The organism is Escherichia sp. WS33 (assembly GCF_046486385.1).
Taxonomy (GTDB): domain Bacteria; phylum Pseudomonadota; class Gammaproteobacteria; order Enterobacterales; family Enterobacteriaceae; genus ECMA0423.
On the sequence record NZ_JBJQLJ010000001.1, the window covers coordinates 83,193 to 102,519 of the forward strand.

Here is a 19,327-nt window from a genome sequence, read left to right on the forward strand (position 1 = left end):
ACTGGCTGTCGCCAGTTGTCGACCCCCGGTCGGGGCTTCTCATCCCCCCCGGTGTGTGCAATATACGAAAAAAAAGCCCGTACTTTCGTACGAGCTCTTCTTTAAATATGGCGGTGAGGGGGGGATTCGAACCCCCGATACGTTGCCGTATACACACTTTCCAGGCGTGCTCCTTCAGCCACTCGGACACCTCACCAAATTGTCGTTCCTGTCTTGCTGGAACGGGCGCTAATTTAGGGAAATCATGACCTGAGGTCAACAAACTTTTTGAAAAAATCGCGCGTTTATTCAAACTTCAATCAATGTGTGGTTTTAATAAGCGAAATCTGCTTTTTTTGCCACCGACCACGGATTTGTTATGCTGGTGGCCTTTGTAGATCATAACGATAAGTGCGAATAAATTTCGCACAACGCTTTTCGGGAGTCAGTATGGATATCATCTTTTATCACCCAACGTTCGATACCCAATGGTGGATTGAGGCACTACGCAAAGCTATTCCTCAGGCAAGAGTCAGAGCGTGGAAAAGCGGAGATAATGACTCTGCTGATTATGCTTTAGTCTGGCATCCTCCTGTTGAAATGCTGGCAGGGCGCGATCTTAAAGCGGTGTTCGCACTCGGGGCCGGTGTTGATTCTATTTTGAGCAAGCTACAGGCACACCCTGAAATGCTGAACCCTTCTGTTCCACTTTTTCGCCTGGAAGATACCGGTATGGGCGAGCAAATGCAGGAATATGCTGTCAGTCAGGTGCTGCATTGGTTTCGACGTTTTGACGATTATCGCATCCAGCAAAATAGTTCGCATTGGCAACCGCTGCCTGAATATCATCGGGAAGATTTTACCATCGGCATTTTGGGCGCAGGCGTACTGGGCAGTAAAGTTGCTCAGAGTCTGCAAACCTGGCGCTTTCCGCTGCGTTGCTGGAGTCGAACCCGTAAATCGTGGCCTGGCGTGCAAAGCTTTGCCGGACGGGAAGAACTGTCTGCATTTCTGAGCCAATGTCGGGTATTGATTAATTTGTTACCGAATACCCCTGAAACCGTCGGCATTATTAATCAACAATTACTCGAAAAATTACCGGATGGCGCGTATCTCCTCAACCTGGCGCGTGGTGTTCATGTTGTGGAAGATGACCTGCTCGCGGCGCTGGATAGCGGCAAAGTTAAAGGCGCAATGTTGGATGTTTTTAATCGTGAACCCTTACCGCCTGAAAGTCCGCTCTGGCAACATCCACGCGTGACGATAACACCACATGTCGCCGCGATTACCCGTCCCGCTGAAGCTGTGGAGTACATTTCTCGCACCATTGCCCAGCTCGAAAAAGGGGAGAGGGTCTGCGGGCAAGTCGACCGCGCACGCGGCTACTAATAAAGCATCAGGATTCCTGCTATCCTTGGCGGGAATTGAATACAGGAGAGAGTTATGTATCCCGTCGACCTTCATATGCATACCGTTGCCAGCACACATGCATATAGCACATTGAGTGATTACATTGCCCAGGCCAAACAAAAGGGCATTAAACTTTTTGCGATCACCGATCATGGCCCGGATATGGAAGATGCTCCGCATCACTGGCACTTCATTAACATGCGTATCTGGCCGCGAGTGGTTGATGGGGTAGGGATCCTGCGCGGCATCGAAGCTAACATTAAAAATGTTGATGGTGAAATTGATTGCAGCGGTAAAATGTTTGACTCGCTGGATCTGATTATTGCCGGTTTTCATGAGCCGGTTTTTGCACCACATGACAAAGCGACCAATACACAAGCGATGATCGCCACTATCGCCAGCGGCAATGTGCATATAATAAGCCATCCCGGAAATCCCAAATATGAAATAGATGTGAAAGCCGTTGCTGAAGCAGCCGCGAAACATCAGGTGGCGCTGGAAATCAATAATTCTTCATTTTTACACTCACGTAAGGGCAGTGAAGACAACTGTCGTGCGGTAGCCGCAGCGGTACGTGATGCTGGAGGTTGGGTGGCATTAGGCTCGGATTCTCACACCGCGTTTACCATGGGGGAATTTGAAGAGTGTCTTAAAATCCTCGACGCGGTAGATTTTCCGCCAGAGCGCATTTTGAATGTTTCTCCGCGCCGCTTACTGAACTTCCTTGAATCTCGCGGTATGGCACCGATTGCGGAATTTGCAGACCTTTAATTACTAGTAATGGAAATATATTAATGAACGAGTTTTCTATCCTCTGTCGTGTGCTGGGTTCGCTCTATTACCGCCAACCGCAAGATCCTTTACTGGTGCCGCTGTTTACCCTGATTCGTGAGGGGAAACTGGCTGCGAACTGGCCACTGGAGCAGGATGAGTTACTGACGCGTTTACAGAAAAGCTGTGATATGGCGCAAGTCTCTGCCGATTACAATGCGTTGTTTATCGGCGATGAATGTGCCGTGCCGCCATATCGTAGCGCATGGGTTGAGGATGCAACGGAAGCGGAAGTGCGCGCTTTTCTTTCCGAACGAGGGATGCCACTGGCGGATACGCCAGCCGATCACATCGGCACATTGCTGCTTGCGGCTTCCTGGCTGGAAGATCAGTCAACGGAAGATGAGAGCGAAGCACTGGAAACACTGTTCAGTGAGTATCTGTTACCCTGGTGTGGTGCGTTCCTCGGCAAAGTGGAGGCCCATGCAACCACGCCTTTCTGGCGCACCATGGCACCGCTAACCCGTGATGCCATTAGTGCAATGTGGGACGAGCTGGAAGAAGATTCTGAAGAGTAAATGTGATCATCGTCACTCATAACTGCAACAGATAATTTGTTGTTGCATAAAATGTGTGCTCGATCTCATTCATGGCCGCGTTTTCTGCTATCATGCGCGGCATGAACATACTTCTCTCTATTGCAATCACAACAGGCATTCTCTCCGGTATCTGGGGATGGGTGGCTGTTTCCCTGGGCTTACTAAGCTGGGCGGGCTTCCTGGGCTGTACGGCCTACTTTGCCTGCCCGCAAGGTGGGCTGAAAGGGCTGGCGATCTCCGCTGCAACCCTGCTTAGTGGCGTGGTGTGGGCGATGGTCATTATTTACGGTAGTGCACTGGCACCACATCTGGAAATTCTCGGTTATGTCATAACCGGTATTGTCGCGTTTCTGATGTGTATTCAGGCCAAACAGCTGCTGCTTTCATTTGTTCCGGGAACGTTTATAGGCGCATGCGCGACGTTTGCCGGGCAGGGTGACTGGAAACTGGTGTTACCTTCGCTGGCGCTTGGGCTGGTATTTGGTTACGCAATGAAAAACAGCGGCCTGTGGCTGGCGGCGCGTAGTGCAAAGACGGCGCACCGTGAGCAGGAAATCAAAAATAAAGCGTGAGGGGCACTCACGCTTTCGCTTAAACAGTAAAATGCCGGATGATAATTCCGGCTTTTTTATCTGTCAGGATTCCGGTGGAACCGACATATGGCGGTATTTCACCAGAATGTCGTTCTGCCGTTCTGCTTTGTTCTGCAAATCCCACAGACCACGGTCGATACCATCATTAATCAGGAAAATGACCCCTGTTTCGATAGCCGACATCAGACACAGCATAACGGGTTCGTTTGAGGTGTAACCCACTTCCCCTTCCAGCAAGCGCTGGTAGTCAATAAAGCGGAAAACCCCGGCCTGAACTTCATAGGAAAGTATCGTCTTACTGGTGTTCACCGAGGAGAGGATCTCACCGGTACTCACATTGACGACACGCAGGTTCACGGCAATCTGATCGAGCTGGTATTGCGTGTCTGCACCGATCCCAAAATATCTTGCCCCAACACCGCCCGATTTAACGTTGCTTTCATAACCGATAATCGAACCTTCAACCATAATATTTGCCGCCGTTAAAGATTGCAGCGGGATTCGGTTATTAATGGCAACCGTGCCGTTTTCTTGTGCCGCACGAATAATCTTGCGCTCGTTAAGCAGGTTTTGTAAGCCCTGGCGCTCCAGCGGTATAAACCAGCGAGAATCTTTCAATGCCGTGACCAGCATTGCCGTGGCGCTTTGCGGAACAGCAGTGGAGAAGTTACTTGCCGGGTAGGGTTTAAATTGCCCGGTTTCGTCCTGAATGTTGTATACCGAAACAAAGATCTTACCCGTCGGCGCTGGCAGATGGGTCAAATCTTTGTAGCTCTGAGCTCGAGGCATTAATGTCGGTCTGGCGGCTTCTTTAGGCGGGGCGGTTAAGCATCCGCTCAGTAACATGACGGCAACCAAAAGAAATAAGCGCTGCATGATTATTTTCCTTATGAAGCTGGGGCTTAAAAATCGGTTGAGTTATTTTGTAAACCCGAAACCTGGATGGTCGAGGTTTGTCCGGTTTTACGATCTGTCACGTTCAACTGCAATTGACCATCGCGGTTAGCAATATCAACAATATAATCGTTGGTCACCATGCGGCCCGGTTTACCGGTATTAATATTCGACAGTAGCCCACCTAAAATTTGTGACTGGATGGCCTGAGTAAAGTTATCTAACGCTGAGGGTGTTTCAATACCAAAGTCATCGTTATAGCTCGGATCTTTATAAGAGTTTTGGGCCTGAGCGCTATTTAATAAAAAAGCGCCATTATTTGGGTTACCACCAAAGTTTGGATTACGGAACTGGAAAGTCATGGTTCCAGCCCAACTTAATGGCGAAATAAGCATGAGTAGAACTACTGCATGTTTGACACGCATTGCAGCCTCCGAACAATTTTTTATTTAGAATTCATCATGCGCCAAATCGCCCGTACTTAATAACGCCTGATTTATCTGGCGACGATTTAGTGCTTCTTCAGTTTGAATCAGTGCAAAGACGACAGTTTTCTCGAAGTCTCTTTTCAACGGAAATAAAAAAGTCTGGAAAATAACGTCCTGATTGACCGTTATAGTGATCCAGCTTCCCCATCGTGCACTGGGCCTTTCATTAATCGTTAAGTTACCCGTATAGTCACTTTCCCATTTATCACTAAAGGCTCGGTAAAAATCATGGCCAATAGATGAAACAGTATGGTCAGTTAACAATCCCGGGACTTCTACCTCAACGGCGTGAAGATTCCCTGCGGCGAACAGAAATTCTGCCGCCACAATCCAGCGTAAATAACGTTTCATGGCTTTATCGCCTGAGGTTATCGTTTGCCCAGGAAACCGCTTGTGTCCGGTTTTTTACGGCTATCTTCTTGAAAAGATTATAAAGATGCGTTTTAACCGTATTTTCGCTGATGAACAACGAACGAGCGATCTCGTTATTAGACGCGCCGATACGCAGCTTATTCAGGATCTCTTTTTCCCGATGAGTAAGGAGGGCTGATTCCGTGCTGTTATAACGATAGTTACCAGAATGTGTAATCAGGTAACTGGCAAGCTTTTGCGTAAAGTAGCATTCGCCGCGCAGGACGCCTTGCAACCCATTGACAACACGTTCTTGATCCTCCATGGCATAAAAAACGCCGTTGATATGAGGCCAGTTTTCAATGTCGCGGTACGGGTAATCTTCAGGCGTATTTAGCAACAATATTTTGATATTGTTGTTTTTCCTGCTCAAAGTATCCTGCCAATAATGGATAAGCTTTTTATCTGCTTCCATCATATCCAGAAGAATAATAGAGCCTGAAGATATATCGTCCAGAGAACGTTGAATATTATGTAATTTTCCTGTAATTGCCAGCGATTGTTTAAGGTGCTGCAAGAGAGCTGTCGCTTGCAAAGACGGTTTAGTGATCAACAATAATGTATGACCATGAATACTATGGACTTCATTAAACATGATGAAACCCCGCTTTTTTTATTGATCGCACACCTGACAGCTGCCTCTAAAATAGAAGCACCAGAAGTACTGACAGATGTTGCACTGCTGTGTGTAGTAATAAATCAGCCCTAAATGGGTAAAATATAAAACTAATGGATTACATCTGATTTCAATCTAGCCATTACAAATCTTAAATCAAGTGTTAAACATGTAACTAAATGTAACTCGCTATATTAAAATGTTAATCTTAAGGTTTTATTAAGTTTAGAAATGATAGAAAAGTTGTACATTTGGTTTTTATTGCACAATTTTAAAAAATCATACAAATGGTGATAACTTACTAATAATACATATAAAAAATATTTCGGTGTAGTCCTTTCGTCATGTAAAACGTTCTTGTTTTTTCTCCGCACCTCCGTGGACAATTTTTTACTGCAAAAAGACGAGGTTTGTCACGGCTTGTGCGCAAGACATATCGCAGCAATCAGCGACGGGCAAGAAAAATGACTGTCTGGTGATTTTTGATAGCGGAAAACGGAGATTTAAAAGAAAACAAAATATTTTTTGCGTAGATAACAGCGTATTTACGTGGGTTTTAATACTTTGGTATGAACAAAAAAAGAAAAATACAACGCGCGGGTGAGTTATTAAAAATATTTCCGCAGACATACTTTCCATCGTAACGCAGCGTTAACAAAATACAGGTTGCGTTAACAACCAAGTTGAAATGATTTAATTTCTTAAATGTACGACCAGGTCCAGGGTGACAACATGAAAAACAAATTGTTATTTATGATGTTAACAATACTGGGTGCGCCTGGGATTGCAGCCGCAGCAGGTTATGATTTAGCTAATTCAGAATATAACTTCGCGGTAAATGAATTGAGTAAGTCTTCATTTAATCAGGCAGCCATAATTGGTCAAGCTGGGACGAATAATAGTGCTCAGTTACGGCAGGGAGGCTCAAAACTTTTGGCGGTTGTTGCGCAAGAAGGTAGTAGCAACCGGGCAAAGATTGACCAGACAGGAGATTATAACCTTGCATATATTGATCAGGCGGGCAGTGCCAACGATGCCAGTATTTCGCAAGGTGCTTATGGTAATACTGCGATGATTATCCAGAAAGGTTCTGGTAATAAAGCAAATATTACACAGTATGGTACTCAAAAAACGGCAATTGTAGTGCAGAGACAGTCGCAAATGGCTATTCGCGTGACACAACGTTAATTTCCATTCGACTTTTAAATCAATCCGATGGGGGTTTTACATGAAACTTTTAAAAGTAGCAGCAATTGCAGCAATCGTATTCTCCGGTAGCGCTCTGGCAGGTGTTGTTCCTCAGTACGGCGGCGGCGGTAACCACGGTGGTGGCGGTAATAATAGCGGCCCAAATTCAGAGCTGAACATTTACCAGTACGGTGGCGGTAACTCTGCACTTGCTCTGCAAACTGATGCCCGTAACTCTGACTTGACTATTACCCAGCATGGCGGTGGTAATGGTGCAGATGTAGGTCAGGGCTCAGATGACAGCTCAATCGATCTGACCCAACGTGGCTTCGGTAACAGCGCCACTCTTGATCAGTGGAACGGCAAAAATTCTGAAATGACTGTTAAACAGTTCGGTGGTGGCAACGGTGCTGCAGTTGACCAGACTGCATCTAACTCCTCCGTCAACGTGACTCAGGTTGGCTTTGGTAACAACGCGACCGCTCATCAGTACTAATACATCATTTGTATTACAGAAACAGGGCGCAAGCCCTGTTTTTTTTCGGGAGAAGAATATGAATGCGTTATTACTCCTTGCGGCACTTTCCAGCCAGATAACCTTTAATACGACCCAGCAAGGGGATGTGTATACCATTATTCCTGAAGTCACTCTTACTCAATCTTGTCTGTGCAGAGTACAAATATTGTCCCTGCGCGAAGGCAGTTCAGGGCAAAGTCAGACGAAGCAAGAAAAGACCCTCTCATTGCCTGCTAATCAACCTATTGCTTTGACGAAGTTGAGTTTAAATATTTCCCCGGAAGATCGGGTGAAAATAGTTGTTACTGTTTCTGATGGACAGTCACTTCATTTATCACAACAATGGCCGCCCTCTTCAGAAAAGTCTTAATTTGTTGAAATATCGAGCATAAGATGAATCTGGAGAGAATGGTCTGCTGCGAATCAGCCAACCTGAAAGTATGGATAACACAACCCTCAAGGATGACTAATCATTGAGGAAATAGAATAAATGTTCAGACCTTTTTTAAACTCTCTTATGCTCGGCAGTTTGCTTTTTCCTTTTATTGCCATCGCAGGAAGCACCGCGCAAGGGGGGGTGATCCATTTTTATGGCCAAATTGTGGAACCGGCATGTGACGTCAGCACCCAGTCATCACCCGTAGAAATGAACTGCCCACAGAATGGTTCTGTTCCGGGCAAAACCTATTCCAGCAAAGCGTTAATGAGCGGTAATGTTAAAAACGCGCAAATAGCCTCAGTAAAAGTGCAGTATCTTGATAAACAGAAAAAGCTGGCTGTAATGAACATCGAATATAACTAAGTTTCTGAACAACGCACGTTGCTGAGCAGAAAAATGCGATTTAACCAAAAAGCCTGCTGTACACTTAAGAAACAAGAAGGTGTAAGGAGGCGTTATGAAAACGCGTATTCATGTTGTGCAGGGTGATATTACCAAACTGGCCGTTGATGTGATTGTGAATGCGGCTAATCCGTCATTAATGGGAGGCGGCGGCGTCGATGGGGCCATTCATCGCGCAGCGGGTCCGGCCCTGCTGGATGCCTGTTTAAAAGTCAGGCAACAGCAGGGCGATTGCCCTACGGGGCATGCCGTTATTACGCTTGCAGGCGCTCTTCCCGCTAAAGCCGTAGTGCACACCGTCGGGCCAGTCTGGCGTGGTGGTGAACAAAACGAAGACCAGCTTTTGCAGGATGCCTATCTCAATAGCCTACGACTGGTGGCGGCAAACAGCTATACGTCAGTGGCTTTTCCTGCAATCAGTACTGGGGTTTATGGTTACCCTCGTGCGGCAGCGGCTGAAATCGCAGTTAAAACCGTTTCAGAATTTATTACCCGTCACGCTTTACCCGAACAGGTATACTTTGTCTGTTATGATGAAGAAAACGCCCACCTCTACGAAAGACTCCTTACCCAACAAGGAGATGAATGATTTGCCCCGGCTGGCGAGCGCGGTGCTGCCACTGTGTTCGCAACATCCCGGTCAGTGTGGTCTTTTCCCTCTGGAGAAAAGTCTGGATGCGTTTGCCGCCCGGTATCGTCTGGCCGAAATGGCAGAGCATACGCTCGATGTTCAGTATTACATCTGGCAGGACGATATGTCGGGTCGGTTACTGTTTTCCGCCCTGTTAGCCGCAGCAAAGCGTGGCGTTCGCGTCCGTTTGTTGCTGGACGACAACAATACGCCCGGACTTGACGACATTTTACGCTTGCTTGACAGTCATCCACGCATTGAAGTCCGGCTTTTTAATCCTTTCTCGTTTCGCTTGCTGCGTCCGCTTGGTTATATCACCGACTTTTCCCGTCTTAATCGCCGTATGCACAATAAAAGTTTCACTGTCGATGGCGTGGTGACCCTGGTGGGAGGACGAAATATTGGTGATGCCTATTTTGGAGCAGGGGAGGAGCCACTTTTTTCGGATTTAGATGTCATGGCAATAGGACCCGTGGTAGAGGACGTTGCCGATGATTTCGCCCGCTACTGGTATTGCAAATCGGTTTCACCCTTACAGCAGGTGCTGGATGTCCCGGAGGGTGAAATGGCGGATCGCATCGAGTTACCCGCCTCCTGGCATAACGATGCCATGACGCATCGTTATTTACGCAAAATGGAATCCAGTCCATTTATAAATCATCTGGTTGATGGAACATTGCCGCTTATCTGGGCGAAGACACGTTTATTAAGTGATGATCCGGCGAAAGGGGAGGGCAAGGCAAAACGGCATTCACTGTTACCGCAGCGCCTGTTCGATATCATGGGCTCACCCAGTGAACGCATCGATATTATCTCTTCCTATTTTGTACCGACACGCGCAGGTGTGGCGCAACTCTTACGGATGGTGAGAAAAGGGGTAAAGATTGCGATCCTAACCAATTCTCTTGCCGCTAACGATGTTGCTGTCGTCCATGCCGGATACGCGCGCTGGCGCAAAAAATTGCTCCGCTATGGCGTGGAATTATATGAACTCAAGCCGACGCGTGAACAAAGTAGTACGTTACACGATCGCGGCATAACCGGTAATTCCGGAGCCAGCCTGCATGCTAAAACCTTTAGCATCGATGGTAAAACGGTGTTTATCGGCTCTTTCAATTTCGATCCGCGTTCAACATTGCTCAATACTGAAATGGGCTTCGTGATAGAGAGCGAAACGCTGGCACAGTTAATTGATAAACGCTTTATTCAGAGCCAGTATGATGCGGCCTGGCAGCTCCGTCTGGACAGGTGGGGACGGATCAACTGGGTTGATCGTCATGCAAAGAAAGAGATTATTCTCAAAAAAGAACCCGCCACCAGTTTCTGGAAGCGGGTTATGGTCAGACTGGCGTCGATATTGCCCGTGGAATGGTTATTGTAAATGTGGCTTAACGGGCTGGTGCTTTATCGTTCTCACGCTTAACAACCGGTTTACCAGAGAACAAAAACTTCAGTAACGGGATGCGCAAATGAATTTCATACAGAATTATCGCAATCCCTACTACAAATATCAGGCCACAGAGAAAACCAAGCCAGTTGGAGGTGATGTGCGGTGTAATGTATGCGCCGAAAAACAGCGTTAACGGGTGGTGAACCAGATAGATAAACAGCGATGCGTTAACAAAATAAGTCACCCGCGCTGACTGGAAGTTAAGCAAACGGTGGCCAAAGGAGAAGACCACATTCACCATCCACAGACCGAGGACCATGGTGATCACCGACTCGGTTTCGTACATCCAGGCATCGCCACTGCCATAGCGCTGGTTGAGTAAATAAGCGACAAACGCCAATGCTGCTGCAAGGGTACAGCCACGAGACGGCGTGGTAAACAAGGCTTTAAGATGAGGGAAAATGAAAGCCAGTGCGCCGAGGATAAAGAACGGCAAATAAAACAGCGTTTGCATGACAATAAAATTGAACATGCCATTACTCAGAATGGGCGGATACACAATAAAAATCGTTCTTCTTATTACCGCATAACCGATGCCGAGGCATAAAAAAATCACCGATAGTTTTACCATCGAGAATTTTTTATTCGTTTTATCAGAATTTTCTAAATTATTTCTGATGCGCTTAAATATCCATACGCACAGCGTCGTCATGACTACTAACACCAGTAAAAACCACAGGTGTGATATTAATTCCCAGGCCAACGTATTATATTTGTCATACAATGACAGCCCAGGCCAACTTTCCGCTTTTCCTTTGACATATTGCAGCATAATAAATTGCGGTAATGTCAGTAGGGGGATGGCTGTTAACATCGGGATACCTACACGTTCGACACGTACTTTCCACCATTTTTTCAAGGGATAGCGTAAAAAAAGCATGTAGGAAAAGTAGCCGGATATAACGAAAAATACCTGCATGCGGAACGAGTGGATGAAGTCATTAAAAAGGGTCAGCCACAATGATGGTTCGGCGCTATTCACATGCCATGTATGGCTCGAATAGATTAAAGAAATATGAAAAGGGATCCCTAACAACATCAGCCAGGCGCGGATGGAGTCGAGGAAATATTCACGTTGCGCGGGTACTGGATTCATATATGGTTAACTAATCTCGGATTTTTCGTCTTATCCCTGTCGGGTTATGCCTTTAGGCTTGTTGCCATAGCGACACCGACCTGACCGCGCCAGGCGCAGGCTTCAAGGTTTTTATGCATAGCATCATCGCTACCACTAACCAGAATGGAAGCGTCTGTAAGACGGTTGATAAATAAAATTGCTGGCAAACCCTACACGAAGTCGATGCTTCTGTCTTTAGGAGAAGCACGGAAAGTGAAAACGGTTGCAATCAGGTGCTTAATCCATGAGCCAGCGTGCTGAACGATACCGGGATTCTGTTGTCGGAATGGCTGGTTATCCATTAAAATAGATCGGATCGATATAAGCACACAAAGGGGGAAGTGCTTACTAATTATGAAACATAAACTACAAATGATGAAAATGCGTTGGTTGAGTGCTGCAGTAATGTTAACCCTGTATACATCTTCAAGCTGGGCTTTCAGTATTGATGATGTCGCAAAGCAAGCTCAATCCTTAGCCGGGAAAGGCTATGAGGCGCCCAAAAGCAACTTGCCCTCCGTTTTCCGCGATATGAAATACGCGGACTATCAGCAGATCCAGTTTAATCATGACAAAGCGTACTGGAACAATCTGAAGACCCCATTCAAACTCGAGTTCTACCATCAGGGTATGTACTTCGATACCCCGGTCAAAATAAATGAAGTGACTGCCACCGCAGTCAAACGAATCAAATACAGCCCGGATTATTTCACTTTCGGCGATGTTCAGCATGACAAAGACACGGTAAAAGACCTTGGTTTTGCCGGTTTTAAAGTGCTTTACCCGATCAACAGCAAAGATAAAAACGATGAAATCGTCAGCATGCTCGGGGCCAGCTATTTCCGCGTGATTGGTGCAGGTCAGGTTTATGGCCTTTCTGCCCGCGGCCTGGCAATTGATACCGCCTTGCCATCGGGTGAAGAATTTCCACGCTTCAAAGAGTTCTGGATCGAGCGTCCAAAACCGACTGATAAACGTTTAACCATTTATGCATTGCTTGACTCGCCGCGCGCGACAGGTGCTTACAAATTCGTGGTTATGCCAGGGCGTGACACGGTTGTGGATGTGCAGTCGAAAATCTATCTGCGCGATAAAGTCGGCAAACTGGGGGTTGCACCGTTAACCAGTATGTTCCTGTTTGGGCCGAACCAACCGTCGCCTGCAAATAACTATCGTCCGGAGTTGCACGACTCTAACGGTCTGTCTATCCATGCCGGTAATGGCGAATGGATCTGGCGTCCGTTGAATAACCCGAAACATTTAGCGGTCAGCAGCTTCTCGATGGAGAACCCGCAAGGCTTCGGTCTGTTGCAGCGCGGTCGTGATTTCTCCCGCTTTGAAGATCTCGATGATCGTTACGATCTTCGTCCAAGCGCATGGGTGACTCCGAAAGGGGAGTGGGGTAAAGGCAGCGTTGAGCTGGTGGAAATTCCAACCAACGATGAAACCAACGATAACATCGTCGCTTACTGGACGCCGGATCAGCTGCCGGAGCCGGGTAAAGAGATGAACTTTAAATACACCATCACCTTCAGCCGTGATGAAGACAAACTGCATGCGCCAGATAACGCATGGGTGCAACAAACGCGTCGTTCAACGGGGGATGTGAAGCAGTCGAACCTGATTCGCCAGCCTGACGGTACTATCGCCTTTGTGGTCGATTTTACCGGCGCAGAGATGAAAAAACTGCCAGAGGATACCCCGGTCACAGCGCAAACCAGCATTGGTGATAATGGTGAGATAGTTGAAAGCACGGTGCGCTATAACCCGGTTACCAAAGGCTGGCGTCTGGTGATGCGTGTGAAAGTGAAAGATGCCAAGAAAACCACTGAAATGCGTGCTGCGCTGGTGAATGCCGATCAGACGTTGAGTGAAACCTGGAGCTACCAGTTACCTGCCAATGAATAAGACAACTGAGTACATTGACGCAATGCCCATCGCCGCAAGCGAGAAAGCGGCATTGCCGAAGACTGATATCCGCGCCGTTCATCAGGCGCTGGATGCCGAACACCGCACCTGGGCGCGGGAGGATGATTCCCCGCAAGGCTCGGTAAAGGCGCGTCTGGAACAAGCCTGGCCAGATTCACTTGCTGATGGACAGTTAATTAAAGACGACGAAGGGCGCGATCAGCTGAAGGCGATGCCAGAAGCAAAACGCTCCTCGATGTTTCCCGACCCGTGGCGTACCAACCCGGTAGGCCGTTTCTGGGATCGCCTGCGTGGACGCGATGTCACGCCGCGCTATCTGGCTCGTTTGACCAAAGAAGAGCAGGAGAGCGAGCAAAAGTGGCGTACCGTCGGTACCATCCGCCGTTACATTCTGTTGATCCTGACGCTCGCGCAAACTGTCGTCGCGACCTGGTATATGAAGACCATTCTTCCTTATCAGGGTTGGGCGCTGATTAATCCTATGGATATGGTTGGTCAGGATTTGTGGGTTTCCTTTATGCAGCTTCTGCCTTATATGCTGCAAACCGGTATCCTGATCCTCTTTGCGGTACTGTTCTGTTGGGTGTCCGCCGGATTCTGGACGGCGTTAATGGGCTTCCTGCAACTGCTTATTGGTCGCGATAAATACAGTATATCTGCGTCAACAGTTGGCGATGAACCATTAAACCCGGAGCATCGCACGGCGTTGATCATGCCTATCTGTAACGAAGACGTGAACCGTGTTTTTGCTGGCCTGCGTGCAACGTGGGAATCAGTAAAAGCCACCGGGAATGCCAAACACTTTGATGTCTACATTCTTAGTGACAGTTATAACCCGGATATCTGCGTCGCAGAGCAAAAAGCCTGGATGGAGCTTATCGCTGAAGTCGGTGGCGAAGGTCAGATTTTCTATCGCCGCCGCCGTCGCCGCGTGAAGCGTAAAAGCGGTAATATCGATGACTTCTGCCGTCGCTGGGGCAGCCAGTACAGCTACATGGTGGTGCTGGATGCTGACTCGGTAATGACCGGTGATTGTTTATGCGGCCTGGTGCGCTTGATGGAAGCCAACCCGAACGCCGGGATCATTCAGTCGTCGCCGAAAGCGTCCGGTATGGATACGCTGTATGCGCGCTGTCAGCAGTTCGCGACCCGCGTGTATGGGCCACTGTTTACAGCCGGTTTGCACTTCTGGCAACTTGGCGAGTCGCACTACTGGGGACATAACGCGATTATCCGCGTGAAACCGTTTATCGAGCACTGCGCACTGGCTCCGCTGCCGGGCGAAGGTTCCTTTGCCGGTTCAATCCTGTCACATGACTTCGTGGAAGCGGCGTTGATGCGCCGTGCAGGTTGGGGGGTCTGGATTGCTTACGATCTCCCGGGTTCTTATGAAGAATTGCCGCCTAACTTGCTTGATGAGCTAAAACGTGACCGCCGCTGGTGCCACGGTAACCTGATGAACTTCCGTCTGTTCCTGGTGAAGGGTATGCACCCGGTTCACCGTGCGGTATTCCTGACGGGCGTGATGTCTTATCTCTCCGCTCCGCTGTGGTTTATGTTCCTCGCGCTCTCTACTGCATTGCAGGTAGTACATGCGTTGACCGAACCGCAATACTTCCTGCAACCACGGCAGTTGTTCCCGGTGTGGCCGCAGTGGCGTCCTGAGCTGGCGATTGCACTTTTTGCTTCGACTATGGTGCTGTTGTTCCTGCCGAAGTTATTGAGCATTTTGCTTATCTGGTGCAAAGGAACGAAAGAATACGGCGGCTTCTGGCGCGTTACATTATCGTTGCTGCTGGAAGTGCTTTTTTCCGTGCTGCTGGCTCCGGTACGCATGCTGTTCCATACGGTCTTCGTTGTCAGCGCGTTCCTTGGCTGGGAAGTGGTGTGGAATTCACCGCAGCGTGATGATGACTCCACTTCCTGGGGTGAAGCGTTCAAACGCCACGGCTCACAGCTGCTGTTAGGGTTAGTGTGGGCTGTTGGGATGGCGTGGCTGGATCTGCGTTTCCTGTTCTGGCTGGCACCGATTGTCTTCTCGTTGATCCTGTCACCGTTTGTTTCGGTGATTTCCAGCCGTGCCACCGTTGGTCTGCGCACCAAACGCTGGAAACTGTTCCTGATCCCGGAAGAGTATTCGCCGCCGCAGGTGCTGGTTGATACCGATCGGTTCCTTGAGATGAATCGTCAACGCTCCCTTGATGATGGCTTTATGCACGCAGTGTTTAACCCGTCATTTAACGCTCTGGCAACCGCAATGGCGACCGCGCGTCACCGCGCCAGTAAGGTGCTGGAAATCGCCCGTGACCGCCACGTTGAACAGGCGCTGAACGAGACGCCAGAGAAGCTGAATCGCGATCGTCGCCTGGTGCTGCTAAGCGATCCGGTGACGATGGCCCGTCTGCATTTCCGCGTCTGGAATTCCCCGGAGAGATATTCTTCATGGGTGAGTTATTACGAAGGGATAAAGCTCAATCCACTGGCATTGCGTAAACCGGATGCGGCTTCGCAATAAAAACGTAGTTGCCTGATGCGCTACGCTTATCAGGCCTACATCGTTCCTGCAATTTATTGATTTTGCAAGATTTTGTGGGTCGGATAAGGCGTTCACGCCGCATCCGGCAAAAACAACGAGCCAATAAAAATACCGGCGTTATGCCGGTATTTTTTTACGAAAGAGGTATCAAATGCGTTTAATTGTGGTGAGCATCATGGTGACCTTGCTGAGTGGCTGTGGCAGCATTATTAGTCGCACTATACCGGGGCAGGGGCATGGCAACCAATATTATCCCGGTGTGCAATGGGATGTGCGTGACTCCGCCTGGCGTTATGTCACGATCCTTGATCTGCCATTCTCTCTGGTTTTTGATACTTTACTGCTGCCGATCGACACTCATCATGGCCCGTATGAGTGATTAACGTTCATCCCACTCATCAGCTGCTGCGCGTCCTTCCTCGGTATCCAGCGGTGGCTCAAGCTGAAATTCCCCCTCGTCCCATTCATGTAATGTATTCTCTTCCTGCCACTCCTGGCGTATCTCTATCTCATCATAGTCGCCATCAAAAACACTTTGCGCGGCTTCACCGCTAAGCATAGGTAAACATTCACCTTCTTCCCCTTCGTCGGCAAAAAACTCAACTTGCCACATGATGTCGCCGTCCTGCAAAACGTATTTTTGGGCATTGAACTGTTGCACATTCGCATCTTCGGCGTCGATGCCGGGGTTGTCTGCAAGAAATTCTTCGCGTGCAGCGTCAATGGCTTCTTCAAGCGTTGCGTACATGGTCATCACGATTCTCCCTTTGAGTTGATGAGGTTTCAGGGAAAAGGATAGCTGATTCTCCGCTTTTGCAAGTATGAAAGGCGAAAAATCAGTTCGATACCTGGGGTATTCGACGACGACGTAGACTGTTCCATGAATAGACTGCGTTGAATAACACTACGCCAGCGGTGACGAGAAATACCGCTCTGAAACCGTAGTTCGCTGAAATCGCTGCTCCCATCAATGGTCCGGTAACGTTGCCAATATCACGAAACGATTGGTTATAGCTGAAGATACGCCCGGCGATCTGGTTGCTCGAGTTGTAAACCAACAGTGTCTGTACGGCGGGGAGTAGTGCACCATCGGCGGCACCGAGCAAAAAACGTAAAATCCCAAGTTGCAATGGCGTCTGAACGTAAGACATTGGGATCAACAGCAGTACAGAAAAGATCAGCGCTGTAATCAGGATCTTTTCGGGTCCGATTCGATCGCCAAGTTTGCCGAGTCGTGGTGCGCTTAGCAGAGCCGCCACGCCTGGCACCGAGGCGATCATGCCACTGATAAAGGCGACGTTACTGACGTTACCCGCCAGTTCGCGGACATACAGCGTCAGAATGGGGGCAATTGAGCCTGTCGCCACCTGGATGATTAACGTGGTGACAAACAGGCTGAGTACCAGTTTCGGGTTTTTAAGTGATGTCACCACTTCCCGCATGTGCAGCATCTCTTTTTTGCTGACCGGCTGGAATTTTTCTCTGATGCAGAACAGGGTGACGAAAAAGCAGAGTATGAGCACACTGGCGGTAATAAAGAATACCGGACGTAAGCCGTAGCTATCGGCGAGCAGGCCGCCAGCCATTGGGCCGAGCAACGCACCACTAACGCCGCCTGTGGAGAGCGTACCCAGCGCCCAGCCGCTTTTATTACGCGGTACTTGTGTGGCGATAAGAGCATTAGCGTTGGGGACAAATCCGCCAAGTAACCCAAGAAGCGCCCGTAGGATCAAAAACTGCCAGATATTTTGTGCCAGTCCCATCAACACCATCACGATGCCCATGCCGAGGGCAGAGCGTAATAGCATGAGTTTTCGGCCTTTACGGTCGGCGAGTCCACCCCAAAACGGTGAGGCGATGGCCGAAAATAAAAATGTAATGCTGAAGACAATACCGGACCACATATTCAGGGCGGAGTGACCGGTAACGCCAAGCTGCTCAACGTAGAGGGGTAAGAAGGGCATTACCAGACTGAAGGCGGCACCGGTAAGAAAACAGCCTAGCCAGGCGACGATCAGGTTTCGTTTCCAGTTTATAGGGGTGTCATTTTCACAGGGTGACATAGCAATCCGCTGTTGGTGCGCCAGGCGCGGTGAACATAAGAAGAAAAGATAAGCACACTAATTATGCGCCCGACTTCCAGGGGGCGCAATCCAGAGAGCTTTTATCGCTAAATCAGGGGGATTTGCTGTGGTAATGCCGGATGCCATTCTGAAGCATCCGGCAGGGGAGATTTAATAGCGTGAAGGAACGCCTTCCGGGCGTGTTTTAAAGCGACGGTGTAACCACATATACTGCTCTGGTGCCATCATGATGCATTTTTCGACCACTTTGTTCATCCACGCGGCGGTAGTTTCGGCATCATCCAGTGGCGGAGAACACTCTGGCGGCAGCATAATCAATTGATACCCTTTGCCATCTGGCTTACGGCGTGGAACGAAGGGCACCAGACATGCGCCGGACATCCGTGCCAGCATCCAGGTTCCGGTCGTGGTCGCAGCCTGCTCAACGGCAAATAACGGGACGAAAACGCTTGAGCGCGGGCCGTAATCATGATCCGGTGCGTACCAGACCACTTCGCCTTTTTTCAGGGCTTTAATCATGCCTTTTAAATCTTTGCGGTCGAGCATCGATTTATTTGAGCGCAAACGGCCCCAGGTTTGTAGCCAGTCAATCAGTGGATTATCGTTCGGGCGGTAAACGCCAATCCCCGGTTCCTGCATACCAAACTGCCGCGCGCCCAGTTCCAGTGTCAGAAAATGGATGCCAACTAACAGGATGCCGCGTTTTTGCGCCTGCACGTCACGAATGTGTTCCATGCCGATCACTTCCGTCCAGCGGGCGATTCGGCGGTCCGGCCAGAACCACGCCATGCCGGTTTCCATCAGGCCCATGCCAACGGATTCGAAATTCTTCACCACCATTTTACGGCGTTCTTGTTCGCTCATTTCCGGGAAGCACAGTTCCAGGTTGCGATGCACAATTTTTGCGCGTCGTTTCATAAAACGTAACGCCAGTTTTCCTAATCCACAACCGAGGCGGTAGATAACCGGGTAGGGCAATTGCACGACTAACCAAAGTACGCCAATACCCAACCAGGTTAACCAATAACGCGGATGAAGCAGTGCGGTGGAGAACTTGGGTAGATTCGTCATATCAATCCTGTTTTTCAACCTATTCGGGCAATTGTATGTATTGTCGCATTTTTTCGCCCGCAACCAAAATTTGTGGCTGAAGACTGGGCGAAATTGCCGCGCTTGTAAATAACAAATAATTTTTAATGCGCAAATGTAGCGTAAAATGTGTGGATGTTAATTATCGATAATTGCTATATCATGCCGCGGATTTTTACTTTCC

21 protein-coding genes and 1 tRNA gene are annotated in these 19,327 nt (G+C 48.7%); 13 read left to right on the forward strand and 9 right to left on the reverse strand.

Features of this window, described 5'->3' with window-relative positions; genetic code table 11:
* Positions 1–108: 108 nt before the first annotated feature.
* A tRNA-Ser gene (locus ACJHXA_RS00415) sits at positions 109–196 on the reverse strand.
* Positions 197–429: 233 nt separating this feature from the next.
* Here ACJHXA_RS00415 and ghrA point away from each other — a divergent pair.
* From ghrA to ACJHXA_RS00435, 4 genes are all read left to right on the forward strand, one after another.
* Positions 430–1,368 (forward strand): glyoxylate/hydroxypyruvate reductase GhrA, encoded by a 939-nt coding sequence (gene ghrA / locus ACJHXA_RS00420; protein WP_000351317.1) that lies wholly within the window; start codon positions 430–432, stop codon positions 1,366–1,368.
* A 54-nt stretch (positions 1,369–1,422) separates the two neighbouring features.
* Complete coding sequence (gene ycdX, locus ACJHXA_RS00425; RefSeq protein WP_000283664.1) at positions 1,423–2,160, forward strand: zinc-binding phosphatase; 738 nt, start codon at positions 1,423–1,425, stop codon at positions 2,158–2,160.
* Positions 2,161–2,183: 23 nt separating this feature from the next.
* Complete coding sequence (gene ycdY, locus ACJHXA_RS00430) at positions 2,184–2,738, forward strand: molecular chaperone YcdY (RefSeq protein ID WP_001001902.1); 555 nt, start codon at positions 2,184–2,186, stop codon at positions 2,736–2,738.
* Between the two features lie 101 nt (positions 2,739–2,839).
* Positions 2,840–3,331, forward strand: coding sequence for a DUF1097 domain-containing protein (locus ACJHXA_RS00435; protein ID WP_001297187.1), 492 nt, complete (start codon positions 2,840–2,842; stop codon positions 3,329–3,331).
* 63 nt (positions 3,332–3,394) lie between these two features.
* On the opposite strand, the gene csgG is transcribed toward ACJHXA_RS00435, so the two are convergent.
* The 4 genes from csgG to csgD are packed head-to-tail and all read right to left on the reverse strand — an operon-like array spanning position 3,395 to position 5,740.
* Entirely contained in the window at positions 3,395–4,228 is an 834-nt protein-coding gene (gene csgG / locus ACJHXA_RS00440) for a curli production assembly/transport protein CsgG (RefSeq protein ID WP_001189321.1), read from the reverse strand.
* A 26-nt stretch (positions 4,229–4,254) separates the two neighbouring features.
* Complete coding sequence (gene csgF / locus ACJHXA_RS00445) at positions 4,255–4,671, reverse strand: curli production assembly/transport protein CsgF (RefSeq protein WP_001264088.1); 417 nt, start codon at positions 4,669–4,671, stop codon at positions 4,255–4,257.
* A 24-nt stretch (positions 4,672–4,695) separates the two neighbouring features.
* Positions 4,696–5,085: a curli production assembly/transport protein CsgE gene (gene csgE / locus ACJHXA_RS00450; protein ID WP_000833288.1), complete on the reverse strand. Its 390-nt coding sequence runs from the start codon at positions 5,083–5,085 to the stop codon at positions 4,696–4,698.
* A 4-nt stretch (positions 5,086–5,089) separates the two neighbouring features.
* Entirely contained in the window at positions 5,090–5,740 is a 651-nt protein-coding gene (csgD, locus tag ACJHXA_RS00455; protein WP_000481500.1) for a biofilm master transcriptional regulator CsgD, read from the reverse strand.
* A gap of 753 nt (positions 5,741–6,493) precedes the next feature.
* On the opposite strand from csgD, the gene csgB reads away from it, so the two are divergent.
* The 6 genes from csgB to clsC all read left to right on the forward strand — a co-directional run bounded on the left by csgB (position 6,494) and on the right by clsC (position 10,319).
* Entirely contained in the window at positions 6,494–6,949 is a 456-nt protein-coding gene (csgB, locus tag ACJHXA_RS00460; protein WP_000791650.1) for a curli minor subunit CsgB, read from the forward strand.
* 40 nt (positions 6,950–6,989) lie between these two features.
* Complete coding sequence (gene csgA / locus ACJHXA_RS00465; RefSeq protein WP_000771437.1) at positions 6,990–7,445, forward strand: curli major subunit CsgA; 456 nt, start codon at positions 6,990–6,992, stop codon at positions 7,443–7,445.
* Positions 7,446–7,503: 58 nt separating this feature from the next.
* Positions 7,504–7,836 carry a curli assembly chaperone CsgC gene (csgC, locus tag ACJHXA_RS00470; protein ID WP_000992834.1) on the forward strand — a complete coding sequence of 111 codons (333 nt, stop codon included), beginning with the start codon at positions 7,504–7,506 and terminating at the stop codon, positions 7,834–7,836.
* 120 nt (positions 7,837–7,956) lie between these two features.
* Positions 7,957–8,268, forward strand: coding sequence for a protein YmdA (gene ymdA, locus ACJHXA_RS00475; RefSeq protein WP_000489590.1), 312 nt, complete (start codon positions 7,957–7,959; stop codon positions 8,266–8,268).
* 94 nt (positions 8,269–8,362) lie between these two features.
* Positions 8,363–8,896 (forward strand): O-acetyl-ADP-ribose deacetylase, encoded by a 534-nt coding sequence (ymdB, locus tag ACJHXA_RS00480; protein ID WP_000857399.1) that lies wholly within the window; start codon positions 8,363–8,365, stop codon positions 8,894–8,896.
* Positions 8,838–10,319, forward strand: a complete 1,482-nt coding sequence (clsC, locus tag ACJHXA_RS00485) for a cardiolipin synthase ClsC (RefSeq protein ID WP_001307714.1) — start codon at positions 8,838–8,840, stop codon at positions 10,317–10,319. Before ymdB ends, clsC begins: the two co-directional genes overlap by 59 nt.
* 7 nt (positions 10,320–10,326) lie before the next feature.
* On the opposite strand, the gene mdoC is transcribed toward clsC, so the two are convergent.
* Entirely contained in the window at positions 10,327–11,484 is a 1,158-nt protein-coding gene (gene mdoC / locus ACJHXA_RS00490; RefSeq protein WP_001070350.1) for a glucans biosynthesis protein MdoC, read from the reverse strand.
* Between the two features lie 393 nt (positions 11,485–11,877).
* On the opposite strand from mdoC, the gene mdoG reads away from it, so the two are divergent.
* The 3 genes from mdoG to ACJHXA_RS00505 all read left to right on the forward strand — a co-directional run bounded on the left by mdoG (position 11,878) and on the right by ACJHXA_RS00505 (position 16,349).
* Positions 11,878–13,413, forward strand: a complete 1,536-nt coding sequence (mdoG, locus tag ACJHXA_RS00495) for a glucans biosynthesis protein MdoG (protein ID WP_001300662.1) — start codon at positions 11,878–11,880, stop codon at positions 13,411–13,413.
* Entirely contained in the window at positions 13,406–15,949 is a 2,544-nt protein-coding gene (mdoH, locus tag ACJHXA_RS00500; protein ID WP_001295445.1) for a glucans biosynthesis glucosyltransferase MdoH, read from the forward strand. The genes mdoG and mdoH overlap by 8 nt, the downstream gene beginning before the upstream one ends.
* Before the next feature lie 172 nt (positions 15,950–16,121).
* Complete coding sequence (locus ACJHXA_RS00505) at positions 16,122–16,349, forward strand: YceK/YidQ family lipoprotein (RefSeq protein ID WP_001237206.1); 228 nt, start codon at positions 16,122–16,124, stop codon at positions 16,347–16,349.
* On the opposite strand, the gene ACJHXA_RS00510 is transcribed toward ACJHXA_RS00505, so the two are convergent.
* From ACJHXA_RS00510 to lpxL, 3 genes are all read right to left on the reverse strand, one after another.
* Positions 16,350–16,724 (reverse strand): MysB family protein, encoded by a 375-nt coding sequence (locus ACJHXA_RS00510; protein ID WP_000180056.1) that lies wholly within the window; start codon positions 16,722–16,724, stop codon positions 16,350–16,352.
* Between the two features lie 82 nt (positions 16,725–16,806).
* On the reverse strand, positions 16,807–18,033 hold the full coding sequence (mdtG, locus tag ACJHXA_RS00515; protein WP_000074172.1) for a multidrug efflux MFS transporter MdtG: 1,227 nt from the start codon (positions 18,031–18,033) through the stop codon (positions 16,807–16,809).
* A gap of 171 nt (positions 18,034–18,204) precedes the next feature.
* Positions 18,205–19,125 (reverse strand): kdo(2)-lipid IV(A) lauroyltransferase, encoded by a 921-nt coding sequence (gene lpxL / locus ACJHXA_RS00520; RefSeq protein WP_000183364.1) that lies wholly within the window; start codon positions 19,123–19,125, stop codon positions 18,205–18,207.
* Positions 19,126–19,327: the final 202 nt, after the last annotated feature.

Coding starts and splice junctions, on each gene's coding strand:
- mdoC (WP_001070350.1), bottom strand. CDS start 11,484: ATGAATCCAGTACCCGCGCAACGTGAATATTTCCTCGACTCCATCCGC.
- ACJHXA_RS00510 (WP_000180056.1), bottom strand. CDS start 16,724: ATGACCATGTACGCAACGCTTGAAGAAGCCATTGACGCTGCACGCGAA.
- csgC (WP_000992834.1), top strand. CDS start 7,504: ATGAATGCGTTATTACTCCTTGCGGCACTTTCCAGCCAGATAACCTTT.
- ycdX (WP_000283664.1), top strand. CDS start 1,423: ATGTATCCCGTCGACCTTCATATGCATACCGTTGCCAGCACACATGCA.
- ymdB (WP_000857399.1), top strand. CDS start 8,363: ATGAAAACGCGTATTCATGTTGTGCAGGGTGATATTACCAAACTGGCC.
- ghrA (WP_000351317.1), top strand. CDS start 430: ATGGATATCATCTTTTATCACCCAACGTTCGATACCCAATGGTGGATT.
- mdoG (WP_001300662.1), top strand. CDS start 11,878: ATGATGAAAATGCGTTGGTTGAGTGCTGCAGTAATGTTAACCCTGTAT.
- ACJHXA_RS00505 (WP_001237206.1), top strand. CDS start 16,122: ATGCGTTTAATTGTGGTGAGCATCATGGTGACCTTGCTGAGTGGCTGT.
- ACJHXA_RS00435 (WP_001297187.1), top strand. CDS start 2,840: ATGAACATACTTCTCTCTATTGCAATCACAACAGGCATTCTCTCCGGT.
- csgG (WP_001189321.1), bottom strand. CDS start 4,228: ATGCAGCGCTTATTTCTTTTGGTTGCCGTCATGTTACTGAGCGGATGC.
- clsC (WP_001307714.1), top strand. CDS start 8,838: ATGATGAAGAAAACGCCCACCTCTACGAAAGACTCCTTACCCAACAAG.
- csgF (WP_001264088.1), bottom strand. CDS start 4,671: ATGCGTGTCAAACATGCAGTAGTTCTACTCATGCTTATTTCGCCATTA.
- csgB (WP_000791650.1), top strand. CDS start 6,494: ATGAAAAACAAATTGTTATTTATGATGTTAACAATACTGGGTGCGCCT.
- lpxL (WP_000183364.1), bottom strand. CDS start 19,125: ATGACGAATCTACCCAAGTTCTCCACCGCACTGCTTCATCCGCGTTAT.
- csgE (WP_000833288.1), bottom strand. CDS start 5,085: ATGAAACGTTATTTACGCTGGATTGTGGCGGCAGAATTTCTGTTCGCC.
- mdtG (WP_000074172.1), bottom strand. CDS start 18,033: ATGTCACCCTGTGAAAATGACACCCCTATAAACTGGAAACGAAACCTG.
- mdoH (WP_001295445.1), top strand. CDS start 13,406: ATGAATAAGACAACTGAGTACATTGACGCAATGCCCATCGCCGCAAGC.
- csgA (WP_000771437.1), top strand. CDS start 6,990: ATGAAACTTTTAAAAGTAGCAGCAATTGCAGCAATCGTATTCTCCGGT.
- ymdA (WP_000489590.1), top strand. CDS start 7,957: ATGTTCAGACCTTTTTTAAACTCTCTTATGCTCGGCAGTTTGCTTTTT.
- ycdY (WP_001001902.1), top strand. CDS start 2,184: ATGAACGAGTTTTCTATCCTCTGTCGTGTGCTGGGTTCGCTCTATTAC.
- csgD (WP_000481500.1), bottom strand. CDS start 5,740: ATGTTTAATGAAGTCCATAGTATTCATGGTCATACATTATTGTTGATC.